The following is a 19,594-nucleotide window of genomic DNA, read 5'->3' on the forward strand; positions in this document are numbered from 1 at the left end:
TGTGTGAAAATATGTAAATTATATTAAGAACATTTTATAATGAATTGAGAAAAAGAAAATTCATAAGTTATAATGAAATATGAATATAAAAAAAGTTCATATAATAATGTATGGAAGGGTATGAAACATGTTATATCAAACTCAAGCAACACAACAAACACCAGCTTATATAATTTATCTTCTTGATGTAAGCGCATCAATGAACCAAATGATGGATGCAGGCGGAGAAGAAAAAAGAAGAATTGATATTGTAACGGATGCTCTTTCTTTAGCGATTCGCCAAATGGTATTTCGTTCAACAAAAGGTAGTCGCTTGCTCCCGAGATATAAGTTATCTATTTTAGCCTATAGCGATCATGTTTTTGATTTATTGGGTGGGGTGAAAACAATAGACGAGGTAGCAAGACTTCGCCCTCTAGAAAAAATACAAACGCATCGTTTAACTGATACAGCAAAAGCTTTCTCTGTAGTAGAGAAGTTATTGCAAAAGGAATTACCAAATTTACAAGACGGGCCAGCTCCTGTTGTTTGTCATATGACAGATGGTGCTTCTACTGGTGAAGATCCAGAATTAATTGTGCGAAGAATTATGAATATGTCTGTACCTGATGGAAATGTACTAATTGAAAATATTTTTATTTCAGATGAAATCATGCAAGAACACATTACTAATATAAAGAAGTGGGAAGGCATTATGCCAAATACAGAGATTACAGATGAATATGGTGCAAAGTTGCAAAGACTTTCATCGCCTATCCCTCAAAGCTATCGTGAGATGATGACAGAACATGGATTTCATATTGCAGATGGTGCGGTGATGATGTTTCCTGGGACAAATGCGGATTTAGTATCACTTGGATTTCAAATGTCGGCTGCAACGCCGGTTCGATAGGAGGGGGAAGTATGGTGAAATATATCCTATCGCAAAAGAAAGAAACGGTATTGCAAGATAAGAAAACCAATCATTTTTCTTATCGATATAGCTATGTAAGAGCAAAGGAAACGCAGGATTTAAATGAGTGTGGACAGGACTTCCTAGCATTTCAAGATAATGGAACTAGTTTCATATTTGCGTTATGTGACGGTGTAGGGCTGTCTTTTCATGGTGAAATTGCTGCGGAATTTCTTGGTATGAAGTTAGTAAACTTGTTTGAAACATGTCAAGAAAGTGAAATGGATATTGCTACATTATTAAATGAACAGTTAAATAATTGGATTGAAGAAGCTTCAGAGGAAGTGAGTGCATTTCGGTTGCCAGAAAAAACACCGTGGTTACTTCGCGATGTCTTGGAGGAAAAGCGAAAACAAGGTAGTGAAACGATGTTTATTGGCGGGAAAATAGAACTCATTCCAAATGAAGATAAAGTACAAATAACGATAGTTACACATGGCGATTCATTTGTACAATTGTTTCAAGATAAGGAGAATTGTTCGAATGTAATGAAGTTTAAGAGAAATATAGAGAAAAGATGGTCTACACAGCGAGGTATTATTGGTGGGGAATTGGCGGTTTTTTCAAAGGCATTATCTAGGCAAGAAGCGAATCGGATAGTTATTCACTCAGACGGACTTGTGCCGCTTAAGCAGTATAACTTTGAGGAAGTGTTAAAAGAAATTGAGAGGGCACAGAACTCTCCGACAAGCGATGATATTTCATTTTTAGATGTTTCTTGGTAATAAACACGATGGAAAAAAGGTGAATTAACGTGGAAGAGATTATTGTGACATACATAAAACAGTCAAATGAAGAAATTGATATTGCAATTCCAAATGACGTAAAAGTGGTACAAATTATTGAAGCGATTTTACATCATGAAAAAATAGATGAAGCATTGAGCGGGATCTATGAAATTAGAGTGGCAAAAGATAAAGAAGAGTGGCATTCTATTCGAAATGATGAAACGTTGCGCGATAATGATGTGTGGGATGGACAATATGTAATGCTACATAAAAAAGGAGCAATTATCCCTTCTTTTGAAATGATGCCAGCAGAAGAAGTTTATAATGAACCTGTTAAACAAGATATGTCTTCTAGTGAAGAAGATTATGTATGGAAAATCATTGAGTAATAGTTTTTGGATGGGGAAGGAGAAATGTTTTGTGCAAAAATCACCGTATTTTCAACGCTCTCCGCGTGTGAAAGTAGATATACCAACAGGGGATGTTATTATTCATGATCCACCGAATATACCGGAGGAGCCGAAGTTTTCAATTGAAACAATGTTACTGCCTGCAATGATGACAGTTTTAACATTGGTATTATATTTTGTAATGATGAAATTTATGAAGATGAATTCAAGTTATATGCCATTAATGATGGTTTCAAGTATTCCGATGTTGGGATCATATATAATTACAACGATGGGGCATTTCCGTAAAAAGAAAGAACATCGTCAAATGGTTGAACAATTACAAACAAGATATTTAGAGCAAATTCAAAAGCATCGAGTGGAATTAGATACGTTAAAGGTTGAACAAGCAAAATATTTAATTACACAAAATCCAAGCCCATTAAAAAGTGTACAAAGAATTGAAAACAGGGAAAGTAATTTGTGGGAGAGAACACCTGAAAGTCCAGACTTTTTAGATATTCGTATTGGTACAGGAGAAAGACCATTCCTTGTAGAATTGAAGGTGCCTGAACAGAAAGGTTACGAAGAAAATCCATTAGTTACAGAAGCACAAAATGTGAAAAGAGATTTCAATACGATACCGAATGGACATATTTCAATTTCTTTGAAAAAAAATGATGTAATTGGTGTAGTCGGAAATAAAGAAGATAGACTAAACTTTATTCGAATTGTAACGACACAAATTATGACGCATCATGCACCAAATGAAGTGAAAATAGCAGCATTTTATCATGAGAAGGAGAAAATGCAGTGGGATTGGATGAGGTGGCTTCCTCATGTATGGGATGAACAGAGAAGTATGCGCTTTTTATCTGAAAATCAACAAGATGCACAGAAATTAGCTGAAGTACTATTTACCCCACTTAATATGCGTAGAATCTATAATTCCTCTGCGCAAGCAGATGCAAAAGTTCCTTTAATTCCGATGTATGTATTTTTCTTATCAGCGAGAGAGTTTTTAGAAGATGATCCTTTAACTCCAATGTTACTTAGAGAAGGTGAAAGTGTAGGAGCTTCTACATTTATTTTTGCGGAACAAAAGGAACGCTTACCGATGGAATGTGATCTTGTAATAAGCTTAAATGGAGAAAATGGTGAGTTAGTAGAAACGTTTTCAAGTTCAGCTGAAAATAGTGGAACAACGCGTGCTAGTTTTAAAGTAGATCGACTTTCATTCGAGCGATGTGAACTAGGAGCGCGAAGCATTGCTCCAATTCGAATGAAAAGTTCTACAGCAGCCAACATTCCGAAAGTATTAACATTTTTAGACTTGTTTCAAGCTAAAAATATGGAAGAGCTACAAGTGCTAGAGAGATGGAAAGAAAATCGATATCCGACTTCATTACCGGTTCCAATTGGTGTAAGAGAAGGAAGTAAACCTGTTTTTCTAAATATTCACGATAAAATAGAGAAAAAAGGGCATGGTCCACACGGCCTAATGGCTGGCACAACAGGATCAGGAAAAAGTGAAGTAATTCAGTCTATAATAGCAGCGTTAGCAGCAACCTATCACCCTCATGAGATGGCATTTATGCTTATCGATTATAAAGGTGGTGGGATGTCAAACACATTTGCGGGATTACCGCATATTATTGCATCTATTACGAACTTAGAGGACCCGAACTTAATTGAGCGTGCCAGAATTTCATTAAAGGCAGAACTAGAACGGAGACAAAAATTATTCATTCAAGCTGGAAATGTTCAGCATCTAGATGAATATTATGAAACAAGCTGGCGTGAAAAAGAACCTTTACCACATTTATTTATTGTTATTGATGAGTTTGCTCAAATGAAAAAGGAACAACCAGAATTTATGGACGAGCTAATTAGTGTCGCTGCAATAGGAAGGACATTAGGAGTTCACTTATTATTAGCAACTCAAAAACCTTCAGGGGTTGTAAATGACAAGATTTGGAGTAACTCACGTTTTCGAATTTGTTTACGTGTACAAGATGACGCGGATAGTCGTGAAATGTTAAAGATTCCAGATGCATCTAAAATCAATGTACCAGGGCGAGGATATCTTCAAGTTGGTAGCAATGAAGTATTGGAATTATTCCAATCTGCATGGAGCGGAGCACCTTATAATCCAGATGAAGAGAAAGTTCTTGATATTGTTGACTTTACAGAAGTGAAGCTTTCCGGTGAAAGAATAAAAGTGAAAAAGCGTCCAAAACCAATGACAAATAGTCCAAAGCAATTACAAGCTTTTATTCAATATGTACAGAGCGTATCAGAAAAAGAAAATATTAAAGCATTACCAGGACCTTGGCTGGATCCATTACCGGAAAAATTATTGTTAAAAGAATTTTATGCTATGGAAAATTGGACAATTGCTGAGTGGAATAAACCGAAAGAATATTTACAAGTAACAGTAGGATTAATTGATGATGTTGCAAATCAAGCGCAATATCCTCTGAAGTTAGATTTACAAGAAGGGCATTTAAATATTTATGGTATGCCAGGTACAGGGAAAACGACGATGTTGCAAACAATTATTATGTCCTTAGCTGTATCGCACACACCAGAAGAAGTGAATTTCTATGTTATTGATTTTGGTCGAATGTTCTTAGATTTTAGAGACTTACCTCATATAGGCGGGATTATACAAGAAGGCGAAAATGAGAAAATGAAACGTCTATTTGGATTTTTAAAGAAGGAAATCACGCATAGAAAAGAGAGTTTTTCTAATATCGGTGCAAAGTCATTCTCTATGTATAACCGAATGGTGGAAAAGAAAATACCAGCTATAGTAGTAATGGTAGATGGTTATATAAGATTCAAAAATGAATTCGAGAAAGAAAATGAAGTATTAGAATTGTTATTGCGTGAATCAAGTACATACGGAGTTTATTTCTATTTCTCTCTGAATCAAACAATTGATATGTTCGATCGTGTTCGTAATAATATACCGATGGCACTTACATTTGAATTGCAAGATGGAACAGAATACCATAACTTAGTAGGCAGACCTAAATTCCCATTAATTGAAGTTCCTGTTGGCCGTGGATTAATGAAAGGGCAACCGCCGGAATTATTCCAAGCAGCATTGCCGTTTATTGGGGAAAGTGAACTTGAGTATTCTCAACAATTAAAAACAATTATTCAAAAAATGAATGGAGAATGGGATGGTGAAAAAGCAAAAGCTATTCCAATGGTACCTAAAGAAATATTTGTAGAGCATATGGTTGAAAAATTAGAAACAGCCCAAATTTCAGCAGGTATAGAAACAGAGGATATTCGCTTACAAAGCTTTTCTTTAGATGAAATGAGTCATATATTTATTGGGGGAAGAATAGAAGGTGGAAAAACATCGTTATTACAAACACTTCTATTCACTACTACATACCAATACTCTCCTGAAAAGGTTGAGCTATACTTAGTAGACCTTGGTGAAAGACCTACAGGCTTATTAGCTCTTGGAGATTTACCTCATGTGAAGAAGAAAGTTACAGAGGGTATGCAATTAAAAGAAATGTTAGATGAATTGTTAGAGCTAATAAATAATAGAGAACCAATAATGCCTTCTATAGATCCAAACGTAACAGTAGAGTTTCCATATAAGAGAATAATCATTGCAATTGATGATATTGATCAAATGTTAACTGTATTATCTACTGATTATGAGGCGAAAAATAAAATGGAACTAATAGTCCAAAACTGTAAAAATAAAGGGATTCACTTTATGACAGCGGCTACAACGTCTAGTTTAAATAGCTATTCTCATGAAAAATGGTTTGCGGAAATTAGAAAGAGAAGTATTGGTTATTTATTGGGAACGACACAAAATAACGATGTGTATTTCTTTAATATGAAACTTCCACATACTGAAATGGATCAAGAATTATTAAGTGGGGATGGATATTGTATACGTAGAAAGCCAATAAAAATAAAATGTGCATATACACCATTACATTTACTTCGCACGATGATAGATAAAATTAGTGTGAAATGGGCTGAATTAAAAGTGAAATAATATTAAAATAGGGTTAAATTACTAGAAAATAGAATTTTTTTGTAATTTAGCTCTTTAAAAATTGTATGAATATAGTTTATAATCTAATTGTTGTATCATTTATGATTTGAAAGGGGAAATTATTACAATGGCAGAAATTAAAATCACACCAGAAGAACTTGAAAGAATCGCAGGAAACTTTAAAAACGCAGCAGGAGAAGCACAAAGTCAAATTAATAGACTTGAAGGCGATATTAATAGTTTAGAAGGACAATGGGCTGGGGCAACACAAGCGAAGTTCCGTGGAGAATTTATCCAATCTAAACAAGCAATGCAACAATACATTCCAATTTTAGAAGGTATTTCAACAGATTTAAAACGTATCGCTGATAAATTCCGTAACACAGATAACGCATACTAAGAATAGAACAATTGCAAAAGACCAGGAGCTATTGTTCCTGGTCTTTTTTTGAAAAATTGTTATACGAGAGTAAGGGGATAAAATGGGATTCCGACCAGAAGTAGGAGAAAAAATTAATCTTAATAAAGATGTTTATCGTTTTGAGAAACACCCAGCTGTAATTGGTATTGAAATGCCCTATGGCCAAGAGGGAAGGCAAGGAACCGTTTATCAATTACAACAGGAAAATGGTGTAGAACGAATTGCATTAAAAGTTTTTAAGGAACGCTATCGTGAGGAAAAACATCAACTAGCATTTCTGAAACCACTTTCTTCCTTAGCAGGTCTGAAAGTATGTTCACGCTATATCGTTACTAAAGAAGAACATACATCTGCTATCGAAAAATCAGAAGATCTTGCTAATAGTATTGTAATGCCTTGGATTGAAGGTCCAACTTGGGCTGATATTTTACAAGAACAACGAATGTTATCAAAAGAACAATGTTTCTTTATTGCAGAAGCATTTCTTACAACACTTAAAATGATGGAAGAAAATGAAGTTGCTCATAATGATTTATCGTCTAGCAACGTACTTGTACCTTTCTTAAGTGAAAATGCAATTGAAGGCCAACACAATATCGAACTTGTTGATGTTGAGCAAATGTATGGCCCAAAAACGAAAAGACCGTCATTATTGCCAGCAGGTTCAGCGGGTTACGCACCAAAGTATTTGACAAGTGGAGTATGGCAAAAAGAAGCCGATCGATTTGCAGGTGCTATTTTAATAGGAGAAATATTAAGTTGGTGTAGTGAAGAAGTTCGAAATAAAAAATGGACGGATGCAAGTTACTTTAAAACGGAAGAAATGCAGACAGAATGTGAAAGATATACGTTACTTCAGCAAGTATTACATAATCAATGGAACGGGGAAATTGCAAAATTATTTAAGCAGGCATGGAGTAGTAATTCTTTCGCAGAATGCCCAAGCTTTGCACAGTGGTACGATGTATTTAATAGCGCGAGAGAAATAATAAAAATTGATGCGGAAAGGCAGTCAGCAGAAGAACACTCTCTTTTTGTATCAAAATGTTTGGAAATTGCAAGATTATTAGAAGAGAGAGGATTTAAACAAGCGGCATTATATGAATATAAAATAATTTTCAATTCACTCAATTCATCAACAGCTCTGCAAAAAGAACTCGCATATATCATTCAAACTATGGAGAGTCAAGAGCCTGAAATAAATAATAAAATGGTCCTACAACATTATTTGGAATTAGCTACTGAATTGGAACGAGAAAACAATGCAGCATTTGCTTGTTTCGTCTATTCACGAATCGTACAATTTCCAAACATTGATCAGGCGTTAAAACAGGAAATTGAAAGCATTATTAAAGAGATAGAAGAAGAGCAAGGAACAGAGTCGCAGCAAGAAGTAGCAGCTACAATTACAGTGCCAAATAGCATTCTACAGAGCCGAAAACAAACAAAAAAACAAGTGGAATATGATATAGATGATGAGATTTTAAATGCAAAAGCATCCAATCAACCACTTACAGTAGCGCATGAACAAAGTGAACCGTCACCTTTTTCTAAATGGTGGAAAAAGAATAAAAAACGGATTTTGATTATTGGTTCAACTGTAGTGGTTGTAATAGGTGGTTCGACGTTGTTTTATTTCTACACAACAAATGCTAAATATCAAAAGTTTATGGAACAAGCACGACAAGCTTATGATGATAAAAAATATACAAAAGCTGAAGAAGCTGTTGGACAGGCAATTGCTGTGAAGGGTAAAGACGAGGCTTATCTCCAATTAGCAACGATTTACGTTGCTGAAGGAAAAAATAAAATTGCAATCGATTATATTACAAAACTAATAAAAGATAGAGAAATAGATAAAGAAAATAATGAAGCTGCTTATTTATTAGCTTCAGCGAATTTCCGCATTGGGAAATATCAAGAAGCAGTGCAAAATTTTGAACAAGCGCTAGCGAATAATGCAAAAGGAATTGAACCATACAAAAAAGATGCAATGCGAGATTTAGCTGTAAGTCATATGAAAATGAAGGAATTTGAAAAGGCAGAAGATGTTATTGTCAAAATGAGTACGAAAACAAATGAAGATAAAGCAATTGTTTCGTATTTAAAAGGTCAACTATCAACCGCAACTGTACAGTTAGACAAAGCAGAATCTTTCTTTAAAGAAGCTATTATGCAAGATTCAAAGAATGCCATATATACAATTGAACTTTCAAATTTATATGTGCTTTGGAATAAAACAAACCTAATTGATAGTGCGAAGAAAGAAATGAATTATCAACAAGCATCTCACATCTTACAAGTTGCAATTCAAAAAGATATGAAAAATATTGAGTTGTTAAATCAACTAGGAATTGTGTATTACGAAGCGGGCCAATTTTATGAAACGCGAGATGGCGCAAAGAGTACGGCTGCATACCAACAAGCGTTAGAAGCTTACAATAGAGTTGTCGGCAGTGGAACACGCGATATAAATACGCTTGTAAATATAGGGATTTTATACGATAAAGTGGGACAAGGAAATGAAGCAGAGAAGCTTTTCACAGAAGCATACTCACAAAACGATGAAAATCCGCATGTGAATTTTGCATTCGGGATGTTTAAAATTAAACAGAAAAAATATGAGGAAGCAAGTCGCTTCTTAAGAAAAACAGTGCAAGCAAATGAAAATGAATCTGAAGTAAGAGCTGCGCAAGAAAAACTAACAGAAATGAAAACAAACGGTTGGATTCAATAAAGATAGGAAAAGGGGAAAAGGACATGGAGGAAAACAATAATAACTTAGGGAAAAAAGTCGCTATATCAGTAATGTCGGTAGCATTACTAGGAACATCAGGATATCTTGTGTATGACAAAGGCTTTAAGACAGCAGGAAAAGAACAAGTAAAACTAGCAAGTAATACAGAAGAGAAAAAAGATGATCGTATTACAGGGGGCGATTTACAGTCTATGTTCCCGAATTTAGTCGCTGATCCTGCAAAAAAAGATGAAAAACCCGGCGAAAAACCAACTATTAATTTAGCAGACTTAATTGGGAATAATAAATCACCAATTACACCAGTGACGTATAAACCAGATGAAGTATCGGTGGAAAAGAAAGATCCACAAATCAAATTATCGGATGCACCAACTCCACAAAAGTTAGATTTGCCATCTAATATGGGGGGACCTGTGGCGGAGCCAAATAAAAATAATGATAATGCTCAATTACCTACATCCACTGTAGAACCGCCAAAAACTAATACTGGAACAGGAGGAACTGAAACAGAAAAACCAAAACTAGACCCAGAACCAAAACCGGAACCAGAACCAAAACCAAATCCAGAACCAAAACCAGATCCAGAACCAAAACCAAAACCAAATCCAGAACCAAAACCAGATCCAGAACCAAAACCAGATCCAGAACCAAAACCAGAACCAAAACCAGATCCAGAACCAAAACCAGATCCAGAACCAAAACCAGATCCAGAACCAAAACCAGATCCAGATCCAGAACCAACACACCCAACAATTACAGTATCACCAAAAACGGGAGATATTTTAGTTGAGTGGTACGCTGGCAATGGAAAATACTACTCATCTGTTTTCTTTAATGATTTTTATACGAGTCAAAAAGAACTGGATGAAAATGCATTAAATAATTTAACGAACTACTATAGCAAAAAAGAAGACTGGACGCTCGTTAGCCAATTGAATACACCATCAAAATCAAAATCAATAGCTGAACATAAGCTAGCATTAGATAATGTAGAACAAATTCTTACAAGTGGTGAATATTCAAATGAGAGAGCACTATTCTATTTACGTAATCAAATGAATGTACTAAATGAATCGGTTACCACTCAAGAAGAGCTACAAAGATATTTAAGTGAAAATAAGAAGGATTATATTAAATCTGTAGCAGAAAAAGTTTATCAAACAGCAACAAAAGAAAAAAGAGAGTGGTCAAATACAGGGGATGTAGCATCTTTAGAACAAGCATTAAGTAAATTTTATTTAGTTACATCAGTATTTGAAAGCGTAGATCCTACATTAGTAGAAAAAGCGAATCAAGATGTAGAAGATATTTTCAACAAGCTATTACAAGAAGAATTACAGAACCTTAATATCCAAACATCAGTAGTGATGTCTGCAACTGAGACAAAAGAAAAAGCAAGCCCTGTAAAAGAAAAGACTAGCAGTAATGAAGGAAAAGCAGTGAAAGAAGTTCCTAGCAGTAATGAAGGAAAAGTAGTTAAAGAAGAAAATGTAAGTGAAAATGAGGAAACAGCTACATCAAGTGAGAAAAATCTAAAAGAATCAATAACTGAAGGTGCCACAAATAACAATAAAACAAATAATGTAGATTCAAGTAATCAAAAAGAAAAAGTGAAATCTGATCCGGCTGAAGAAGCAATTGCTCAAATTGATGTATATTTAAATCCAGCGAATCCACAATATGAAAATGCTTTACTATTAGCAAATCAGTATATTGACGGTGCAACAGGAGAACAAAAAGAAAAATTAGAACAGCAATTTAGTGCGGCTGTAGAGGGACTTCGTGGACAAATTAAAGATTCTAATTTCAAAGTCGAAGATGCTATAAATAAAGCGAATTTATTAGCAAATACGGCAAGAGTAGAAAAATCTGTTCAAGATGAATCTCATAAATTATTAATGCCGCTAATGTTTGAAAGAAAAGCAAACGATGCTGCAAATAAGGGAGAATATTATACAGCGGTATTAAATATTGCAAATGCAATTCGTACAAAGCACCCATTGGAACGCTCAAGAGAAGAAATGGTTAATTATGCGAATAAATTATGGATAGATACAGAAAATGAATGGAATAAAATAAATGGAACGACAGGATGGCAAAGTGAAGTAAGTAAAAACTTATTACCATCATACACATTACTTGCACAGTTAAAAGATATTGATAAAACGATTGGCCAAATTAGTGGTATGAATATGATTGATAATGCATCCAAAAAAATGGAGGGAATTCAACTTATTCAGTTAGCAGGTGATGAAGCAAATAAAAAAGGTCAAACGAGCCTTTATAATGCTTTACATTATTATGGTCAAGCAGCTTCCCGAGGTGTTGTTGACAAAACAGGATTTTCTAATGTAGCTGGTCTTGTAATTAAAGAAGCAAAACAGTTAGAGAATAAGGATGCTTTAAACAACTATCAAATTTTATATAAAACACCAGGAATTGAAGAGCTAGGAATTAAAGATGAAGTAAAAGTGACAATTGAGTATTTGAGTACATTTGAAGCTGCAAAGGTAAGTGGAAATAAAGATACAATTGAAGATTTAGCTTCAGCAATTGAATTAACTTATCGTTCTATGGAATTAGGATATCCAGAAGCAGATGCTAAAGAATGGATGAATACGGTAGCTCTAAAAATGTTGAATAAAGGTGCAGGTTATATGTCCGCAACTGATACGAATAATGCATATAAATGTTTTGAATTTTTAACTCGTGATAAATATGCAAATGCTATTAATGGAGAAATAACGAAACAAGCAAAAAAGAATGTAGAAACAATTAAATCTATGAACGTTAAAAAATAATTAGATTTAATATTCGCCATCTTACTTTGAGTAAGATGGCGAAATTATTTCGCATAAGGAGTGAAGTTCAATGAGTTTACTAGAAATTTGTCCATTAGATGAGGCGTTAGTGGAGGCTTTACAGAATGAAGAAAAAAGAGTTCGTTTTTATGAGATATTACAGAAATCAAATTTGTACGTTGTTGCTTCGGTAGAGGGCGATACAACTGTAGATGAAGAAGGAAATTTGATTTCAACTGAAAATACACAATTGCAAATTCATTATTTTGAAATGGAAGAAGGATTAATGTTACCACTGTATTCTGATTTGAAACATTTAGAAATGGTTATTCCAGAAGAATGTCCGTATGTCTCTATGAATGCAGTTGAATTATTAAAGACGATAGATTTAGAGGCAAATGTAATATTAAACCCAGGAACAAAATTTCAAAAATTATTTGTAAAGGAAGAAATTGAAGCGATTTGTGATAATAGTATTTTTGATGTTTTTTCTAAAGGGGATAAGTAAAATTTGATGCAGTTCTATTCATTTTTGGTATAAAATAGAGGAAGGTGGGAGAAGGTTTGGAAATTAAGGTCAAACCTGAACAACTCGAACAAATTGCCAAAAACATATCAGAGATGCAAACACACAGCCAGAATATACAACAGAATCTCAATCAATCTATGTTTAGTATTCAAATGCAATGGCAAGGAGCAACGAGTCAACATTTTTATGGGGAATATATGAGATCAATGAGACTCATGGAATCTTACATACGTAACTTACAAGTTACAGAAAAAGAATTACGGCGTATCGCTCAAAAGTTTCGTCAAGCTGATGAAGAATATCAAAAGAAACGAAATGAAAAATTGAAAGAAGCCCATCAAAAAGAAAAGAAACATGAAAAATCATGGTGGGAAAAGGGAATAGAAGGAGCAGCTGAATTCATCGGAGTAAATGATGCAATTCGTGCAGTTACCGGTAAAGACCCTATTACAGGAAAAGAATTATCACCAAAAGAAAGACTCATTGCCGCAGGATGGACGCTCCTAAACTTTGTTCCTGTTGGAAAAGTGGCAAGTCTTGCTGGAAAAGGAATAAAGTATGTCGCTTCTAGCTTTGGGAAGACAATTGTAAAAGCAGGAAAAAAACTAGGCGAAGGCGTAACAATGGTAGCCGGAAAAGCTGGAAAAGCAGCTGTCGATGGCATAAAAACAGCCAGCCACAAAGTAAAAGAGGGTGTAAACTTTGTAGCCTCCACAGCAAAAGGATTTGCCGACAAAATCGGAAGTCTATGGAACAAAGGTGCCACAACCGTAAAAACAACTTTCTTGCAAGGGAATGAAAAGATCCAGCACGCAGTAAAAACATTAATGGAGTACAAATGGATCCCAGGCGAGGGAAAAGGCTTCGCCATAGCTGGAGTAGGAAAGGTCTCAGGAGGAGGACAGTATTCTCTGAAAGAGGCTTATCAGTATATGGAAAGTAAGGTTGTTAAGGGTACGGGTAAAGGCGGCAGTACTGTAAGTGAAGTTAAAACATTTGTGGACAAAGGTAAACATTTTACAAATGGAAGAAAAAATAGATTAAAGCCTAATGTTAGATATAAAACGGGAGAGTATGATTACTTTTATGAAACAGATAATCTTGGAAGAATTGAAAAATTTGAAACAGATAAGTTACAATTAACTGAGAGAGAGAAGAGATTATCACATAGCAAAAATACACCAGGAAAAGTAAAAGGACAAGACCATGCGGGGCATTTGGCAGGTGATAGGTTTGGAGGCTCGCCTAAAATTGACAATCTAGTTTCGCAATTATCTGATGTTAATATGAAGCAGTATAAGAAAATTGAAAATGAATGGGCTGCAGCTTTGAATGAAAAACCCCCTAAAGAAGTAACAGTTGATGTTGAAATAATTTATCATGACAATGATATGCGTCCAAAGGAATTTATAGTTAATTACTCGATTGATGGTAAGGCGGAATTCAGAGTTATTAAAAATTGATTTAAGGAGTGAAAAAGTAGTATGAAAGAATTTGAAGATAAATTTAGTGAATTGCAAGCAGATATGATATCTATATGTATGGAATATGTTGAAGATAGGGCGGATAAAGTGTACGTTTATGCTTCGCGTGAGGAAGGAATTATTTCGGGAAGTTTCTTTTATTGCATTAACAATAAGTATGTAGAACGTCATAAAGTAAATGATGCACTGGAAGATGAAGACGAAAGATATGATGTGTCTACTAAAAGACAGTCTATGGTATTGCGCATTATATGTGAAGATATTGAGAAAATTGAAGAATTATGCAAAGAATATGAGCGTGACATGCCAACTGAGATGAAATTGATATATGATGTTCATAGTAGCAAGTTTAAAGCTCAATATAAGTATGATTTAGTATATACGAATGATGAAGTTAAAACAGCTAGCCATATTGCTGATGAGTGGTTTGAGGAAGTGAAAAATAATAAACTTTAAAAAATTTATAGTAATAGATACATTTAAATTGAATTAATAATTCATGAAAGTTTTAGCATCTATTTGTAGAATAGCATTTGCATACAGGAGTGACAAAGTATTGCTGTAATTAATTTAAAACATGTTATGGAGTACTATGTGCAATGATAGAATAGAAAAAGAAGTACGAGCTTAGACGAGATGACATTTTATATGGCGATAAATATAAATACATGGAATGTATATGAAACTAATGAACTCGTACAAATTCGTAAGTTTTAACGTAGTAGTTTTTATGACATACAAAAGGTTTCATACTTTTACTGCAGGATTTACAAATTTATGCTACTTAAAAACATATGAACTTAAAGCGCTTGTTTGTCAATTAAAGGCAACAAGTGCTTTTTTCGTCTCAGTATAAAAATGATATATAATAAAGATAAAGTTAATATTAGATTGAGATTATAAAAAGTGAAAAATAGGTACTAAAAAGCAGCTGTCGATGGCATAAAAACAGCCAGCCACAAAGTAAAAGAGGGTGTAAACTTTGTAGCCTCCACAGCAAAAGGATTTGCCGACAAAATCGGAAGTCTATGGAACAAAGGTGCCACAACCGTAAAAACAACTTTCTTGCAGGGGAATGAAAAGATCCAGCACGCAGTAAAAATATTAATGGAGTACAAATGGATCCCAGGTGAGGGAAAAGGCTTCGCCATAGCTGGAGTAGGAAATGTCTCAGGAGGAGGACAGTATTCTCTGAAAGAGGCTTATCAGTATATGGAGAGTAAGGTTGTTAAGGGTACGGGTGAAGCTATAGGGAAAATAAATATTCCTTCTATTAGGAATGGAGAGTTCAATAAATGGTTTGACGAGTTATCTTCAAAAGAGTTTAATAAAATGTGGGAGAACCCTAAGTTAAGAAAAAGGATTGAAGATAGAATTCGAAGACCGGGAGGATATCATGAGTGGCATTTGGTGGCAAGAACTCCAAAGTTTAAAGAGTGGGGAATATCAATGAATGATATAAAAGAAATGAGAACTTTAACAAAAGATGTAAAATTTGTTAATCCACCTGGTGTTCATGGTGGCGAAGGTTCTACAGTAGCTCATAATCAAATTCTAAGAATTATAGATACATCAAAAGATTATGAAACCTTTGTAAAAAGATTAAATAATTGGGCAGAAGATAGATTGGAAAGCGGAAAGATGGGATTACCAATTGAATTAAGGAGGTAGTAAAATTATGAATGACCATGTATCAATATGGATTGGGAATTTTGAGAATGAGGAAGAGTTAATGAATTATACAAATATTGAGTATACAGAAGATGGAGACAGTATTTCTTCAACTTTCGAAAAAGACTTTAACTTAGATTATTATGATCGCGATTTAATTGAAAAGAAATGGATTAGTAAATCGACAAACAGTGTGAAGGATTTATTAGATGGATTTTCTTACTCCGATCAATTTTTAGAACAGTTTGATACTATAAGATATAGTGAAGAATTTAATGCTGCTATTCTAATTTACAATTTGGAATATGATGCTCAAAAAACAAAAGGTAAATTTAAAAATAGTGATTTGAAGTTTATCGGTGTGGCACAATATACAATTACTGTAGATGATAGATGGTAATTTTTTAACTTTATGAAAGTATATGAGTTAAATTAAGCGTATTAAAAACCTTGAGTGGCTGATTGCCTTTCAAGGTTTTTTTACTTTAGTTTAAATTAAATAAGCTAATATTTGAGTGGAACAATTTGTTAATCCAATAGGTAAACATGGTGATATAGGTTCTACTACAACACATAATGAGTTGTTAAAAATTATTGATAGTTCTTTAGATTATAGTACATTTAAAAGAAGATTAAAAAATTGGGCACATTATAGATTGAAAGGTGGAATAAATTCATTACCTGAAGGCTTAAGATAAGTGATGTTACTATAATTTATATATAGGGGGATTCATTATGGAAAAACCGGGCGTAATGTCTTTATGGATAGGTAATTTTAGAACTAAGCAAAGTCTAAAAGAATATGTTGAAATTAAGTTTGATGAAGTTGGGGACAGAATTCAATCTAAATTCATGAGAGACTTTAATATTGATTTTATTGATTATAACCAAGATTTATTAGAGAGTATCTTGATAGAGGGCTCCACTACATCGTTGACTACCCTTTTAAGTGGTTCCTCTTACGAAGCGGAAATTTTATCACAATTTGTGGAACATTATGGGGAAGAATTGCCAGAAACCTATGATTCTGTTATTAGATTATATGATTTTGAGTACGATGGAGATATAGATGAAGTTAAATTTAAAAGTGGAAATTTAATTTATATGGGGTCAGTTGTATATGAGGAATGGGATGAATAGTTTGTGATTTAGTGAAGGAAACTAATACAATTAGCTATAGTAACTGCCTAAGTATTTATTACAGGACTTATAGGTTATATACTAGAGTGATAAAGCATGTGGTACTAAAATTGTATACACAGTCAGGTAAGGCATGAGAACGAAAAAGAATAGGCTGTTAAAAAGTAAAGACCTCATGATGGTTGTACCATCATAGAGTGTTATGTGCAATGATAGAATAGAAAATAAAGTATGAGCTTAGGCGAGATGACATTTTACCGGGCGATAAATATAAACACATGGAATGTATATGAAACTAATGAACTCGTACAAACTCGTAAGTTTTAACGTAGTAGTTTTTATGACATACAAAAGGTTTTATACTTTTACTGCAGGATTTACAAATTTATGCTACTTAAAAACATATGAACTTAAAGCGCTTGTTTGTCAATTAAAGGCAACAAGTGCTTTTTTCGTATCAGTATAAAAATGATATATAATAAAGATAAAGTTAATATTAGATTGAGATTATAAAAAGTGAAAAATAGGTACTAAAAAGCAGCTGTCGATGGCATAAAAACAGCCAGCCACAAAGTAAAAGAGGGTGTAAACTTTGTAGCCTCGACAGCAAAAGGATTTGCCGACAAAATCGGAAATCTATGGAACAAAGGTGCCACAACCGTAAAAACAACTTTCTTGCAGGGGAATGAAAAGATCCAGCACGCAGTAAAAACATTACTGGAATACAAATGGATCCCAGGCGAGGGAAAAGGCTTCACCATAGCTGGAGTAGGAAAGGTCTCAGGAGGAGGACAGTATTCTCTGAAAGAGGCTTATCAGTATATGGAGAGTAAGGTTGTTAAGGGTACGGGTAATACTCCTAAGATAACTGAAATAAAAGAGGGGGATCTTGGGAAACAAATTATTAAAGGGAAAAATGGAAGGAAAGAACTTGCGCCAAACGTACGTTATATTACTGAGGATGGTTATAAATATACAACAGATGAGCTTGGTAGAATAGTAGATGTTGAGGCAGAAGAATTAATACTTCAAAAAGGAAAAAGAAATACAGGAATGCAGGTAGCAGCAGGACGAGAAAATAGGTTGCCTGATGATGATGGTGGTCACTTGATAGGGACACAATTCCATGGATCCGGTGACATTGATAATTTAGTCGCTCAAAATAAACAGATTAATCGGTCAGGTGGAGAATGGTATAACATGGAGAAAGAATGGGCTAATGCTTTAAGTGAAATTCCGCCGAAAAAAGTATCTGTAAAGATTGAACCAGTTTATCAAGGGACTTCACTAAGACCAAATTATTTTGAGATAGTTTATGAAATAGAAGGAAAAGGAATATTTGAGAAAACGATTAGAAATCGCGCAGGGGGTTGATTAAAGTGGAAAAAGAAATGAATAAGTTGTATAGAGAAATAGCCGAAACAGTTAATGAAATGATTCCAGAAGAATGGGAGAAATTTTATTTTTATGCTCAGATATCGGAAACTGGAGGGGGAACTTACTTTTTTTATAATACACCTGAAAATAGACAATGCTTTAATTACAGTGTGAAAATCCCATTTAACTATGCTATTGATAAAGAAGAATTTAAAAAAAATAAAAGAAAGCTGTTTGAATTGAGCGATGAATTAAGAAATGTTTTTAAAGATAATGAGCAGGAACTTTGGTATTCTTTTACAATGTCTCTTGAAAGTAGTGGGAAATTTAAGATGCATTACGATTATACAAATTGGTTCGATACAGAATATAGTTTTAGTGACCAAATGATTATATGGAAAAATAAATATTTAGGTGAAGTACCAAATGATGAAAATTATAAAACATTAATTGATAAGTATCATAGTGAATTTCCGAATAATCCTATTTAACTAATTAAAAGACAGAAAAAATAATAGGGTGTTTGAAAACATATACTCCATGATGGTTGTACCATCATGGAGTACTGTGTGCAATGATAGAATAGAAAATGAAGTACGAGCTTAGGCGAGAAGACATTTTACTGTGCGACGAATATAAAGACATGGAATGGACATTAAATTAACGAACTCGTACAAACTCGTAAGTTTTAACATAGTAGTTGTCACGACATATAAAAGGTGTCATACTGTTACTATAAAACTTACAAATTTATGCTACTTAAAAACATATGAACTTAAAGCACTTGATTGTCAATTAAAGGCAACAAGTGCTTTTTTGCGTTTTAGCGTAGAAATTTAAAAGAGCATTATAATTTTATAAGTGCATTAAGTGTTAAATTTTTATTGTTGTTTTATAGACTGTAATGGCTATGTACAGTATACGACGATAGTAGAGGAAAAAATAAAGGGTTGTGTTATGTTTTGAAGTCATCGTAAAGTACGTTTTAACGGATGGACGTTATGCACACGTTATCCGCAAAAACGGGTAAACGTTACAGGAACTTTAATTGCTGTAACGAGAAGGGACTCAATATGGAAGAAAAAGTAGTTGGTTATGTACGAGTTTCAACAGAAAATTTTCTTACTATTACTACAAAACTTACAAAATATAAATTTAAAGCAATTGCTTGTTGAGTATAGCAAACGCGAAATCGTACAAGTATTGTCCCGTAATAGAGAAATAAAATTAAATAAAGAGTAAAGGAATGCATCCGTTGCGCTATTTTATAGTGTAGCGGGTTTTTTAGTGCGCAAAATTCAGCAC

General features: G+C 33.9%; 17 protein-coding genes and 1 pseudogene. All 18 read left to right on the plus strand.

Annotation, left to right across the window (positions count from 1 at the left end):
* Positions 1–127: 127 nt before the first annotated feature.
* The 18 genes and pseudogenes from PDQ40_RS03775 (at position 128) to PDQ40_RS03855 (ending at position 19,531) form a co-directional block, all read left to right on the plus strand.
* Complete coding sequence (locus tag PDQ40_RS03775; protein WP_000966842.1) at positions 128–892, plus strand: vWA domain-containing protein; 765 nt, start codon at positions 128–130, stop codon at positions 890–892.
* Positions 893–903: 11 nt separating this feature from the next.
* Positions 904–1,677, plus strand: a complete 774-nt coding sequence (locus PDQ40_RS03780) for a protein phosphatase 2C domain-containing protein (protein WP_000241759.1) — start codon at positions 904–906, stop codon at positions 1,675–1,677.
* Positions 1,678–1,706: 29 nt separating this feature from the next.
* Positions 1,707–2,069, plus strand: coding sequence for an EsaB/YukD family protein (locus PDQ40_RS03785; protein ID WP_000391141.1), 363 nt, complete (start codon positions 1,707–1,709; stop codon positions 2,067–2,069).
* Positions 2,070–2,100: 31 nt separating this feature from the next.
* The gene (gene essC, locus PDQ40_RS03790; protein WP_270691243.1) at positions 2,101–6,108 is read left to right on the plus strand and encodes a type VII secretion protein EssC; all 4,008 of its coding nucleotides are present in this window, start codon (positions 2,101–2,103) and stop codon (positions 6,106–6,108) included.
* 127 nt (positions 6,109–6,235) lie between these two features.
* The gene (locus PDQ40_RS03795) at positions 6,236–6,508 is read left to right on the plus strand and encodes a WXG100 family type VII secretion target (RefSeq protein ID WP_000807831.1); all 273 of its coding nucleotides are present in this window, start codon (positions 6,236–6,238) and stop codon (positions 6,506–6,508) included.
* Between the two features lie 82 nt (positions 6,509–6,590).
* A complete protein-coding gene (locus PDQ40_RS03800) occupies positions 6,591–9,266 on the plus strand; it encodes a tetratricopeptide repeat protein (protein ID WP_048556841.1) in 2,676 nt (891 codons plus the stop codon).
* A 23-nt stretch (positions 9,267–9,289) separates the two neighbouring features.
* Positions 9,290–12,088, plus strand: coding sequence for a hypothetical protein (locus PDQ40_RS03805; protein WP_270691244.1), 2,799 nt, complete (start codon positions 9,290–9,292; stop codon positions 12,086–12,088).
* Between the two features lie 70 nt (positions 12,089–12,158).
* Positions 12,159–12,596 carry an SseB family protein gene (locus PDQ40_RS03810; protein WP_000054422.1) on the plus strand — a complete coding sequence of 146 codons (438 nt, stop codon included), beginning with the start codon at positions 12,159–12,161 and terminating at the stop codon, positions 12,594–12,596.
* 56 nt (positions 12,597–12,652) lie between these two features.
* Positions 12,653–14,080 (plus strand): WXG100 family type VII secretion target, encoded by a 1,428-nt coding sequence (locus tag PDQ40_RS03815; RefSeq protein WP_086405042.1) that lies wholly within the window; start codon positions 12,653–12,655, stop codon positions 14,078–14,080.
* A gap of 21 nt (positions 14,081–14,101) precedes the next feature.
* Complete coding sequence (locus PDQ40_RS03820; protein WP_000657431.1) at positions 14,102–14,557, plus strand: immunity protein YezG family protein; 456 nt, start codon at positions 14,102–14,104, stop codon at positions 14,555–14,557.
* 468 nt (positions 14,558–15,025) lie between these two features.
* Positions 15,026–15,376: pseudogene (locus PDQ40_RS28180) on the plus strand (WXG100 family type VII secretion target); the annotation flags it as partial.
* Positions 15,374–15,772 carry a hypothetical protein gene (locus PDQ40_RS28185; RefSeq protein ID WP_396021589.1) on the plus strand — a complete coding sequence of 133 codons (399 nt, stop codon included), beginning with the start codon at positions 15,374–15,376 and terminating at the stop codon, positions 15,770–15,772. The pseudogene PDQ40_RS28180 and the gene PDQ40_RS28185, both read left to right, overlap by 3 nt.
* 7 nt (positions 15,773–15,779) lie before the next feature.
* Positions 15,780–16,172 (plus strand): immunity 22 family protein, encoded by a 393-nt coding sequence (locus tag PDQ40_RS03830; protein WP_000997785.1) that lies wholly within the window; start codon positions 15,780–15,782, stop codon positions 16,170–16,172.
* A 115-nt stretch (positions 16,173–16,287) separates the two neighbouring features.
* Positions 16,288–16,470 carry a hypothetical protein gene (locus PDQ40_RS03835; protein WP_082187568.1) on the plus strand — a complete coding sequence of 61 codons (183 nt, stop codon included), beginning with the start codon at positions 16,288–16,290 and terminating at the stop codon, positions 16,468–16,470.
* Between the two features lie 37 nt (positions 16,471–16,507).
* Positions 16,508–16,912 (plus strand): immunity 22 family protein, encoded by a 405-nt coding sequence (locus tag PDQ40_RS03840; protein WP_000414658.1) that lies wholly within the window; start codon positions 16,508–16,510, stop codon positions 16,910–16,912.
* A gap of 675 nt (positions 16,913–17,587) precedes the next feature.
* A complete protein-coding gene (locus PDQ40_RS03845; RefSeq protein ID WP_001161863.1) occupies positions 17,588–18,286 on the plus strand; it encodes a DNA/RNA non-specific endonuclease in 699 nt (232 codons plus the stop codon).
* 5 nt (positions 18,287–18,291) lie between these two features.
* Entirely contained in the window at positions 18,292–18,780 is a 489-nt protein-coding gene (locus tag PDQ40_RS03850) for an antitoxin YezG family protein (protein WP_000410096.1), read from the plus strand.
* Positions 18,781–19,384: 604 nt separating this feature from the next.
* Positions 19,385–19,531 carry a hypothetical protein gene (locus PDQ40_RS03855; protein ID WP_192808217.1) on the plus strand — a complete coding sequence of 49 codons (147 nt, stop codon included), beginning with the start codon at positions 19,385–19,387 and terminating at the stop codon, positions 19,529–19,531.
* Positions 19,532–19,594: the final 63 nt, after the last annotated feature.

Source organism: Bacillus cereus group sp. Bc061, from assembly GCF_027715825.1.
Lineage (GTDB): Bacteria > Bacillota > Bacilli > Bacillales > Bacillaceae_G > Bacillus_A > Bacillus_A paranthracis.

Coding starts and splice junctions, on each gene's coding strand:
- PDQ40_RS03775 (WP_000966842.1), top strand. CDS start 128: ATGTTATATCAAACTCAAGCAACACAACAAACACCAGCTTATATAATT.
- PDQ40_RS03780 (WP_000241759.1), top strand. CDS start 904: ATGGTGAAATATATCCTATCGCAAAAGAAAGAAACGGTATTGCAAGAT.
- PDQ40_RS03795 (WP_000807831.1), top strand. CDS start 6,236: ATGGCAGAAATTAAAATCACACCAGAAGAACTTGAAAGAATCGCAGGA.
- PDQ40_RS03800 (WP_048556841.1), top strand. CDS start 6,591: ATGGGATTCCGACCAGAAGTAGGAGAAAAAATTAATCTTAATAAAGAT.
- PDQ40_RS03805 (WP_270691244.1), top strand. CDS start 9,290: ATGGAGGAAAACAATAATAACTTAGGGAAAAAAGTCGCTATATCAGTA.
- PDQ40_RS03810 (WP_000054422.1), top strand. CDS start 12,159: ATGAGTTTACTAGAAATTTGTCCATTAGATGAGGCGTTAGTGGAGGCT.
- PDQ40_RS03820 (WP_000657431.1), top strand. CDS start 14,102: ATGAAAGAATTTGAAGATAAATTTAGTGAATTGCAAGCAGATATGATA.
- PDQ40_RS03830 (WP_000997785.1), top strand. CDS start 15,780: ATGAATGACCATGTATCAATATGGATTGGGAATTTTGAGAATGAGGAA.
- PDQ40_RS03840 (WP_000414658.1), top strand. CDS start 16,508: ATGGAAAAACCGGGCGTAATGTCTTTATGGATAGGTAATTTTAGAACT.
- PDQ40_RS03855 (WP_192808217.1), top strand. CDS start 19,385: ATGTACGAGTTTCAACAGAAAATTTTCTTACTATTACTACAAAACTTA.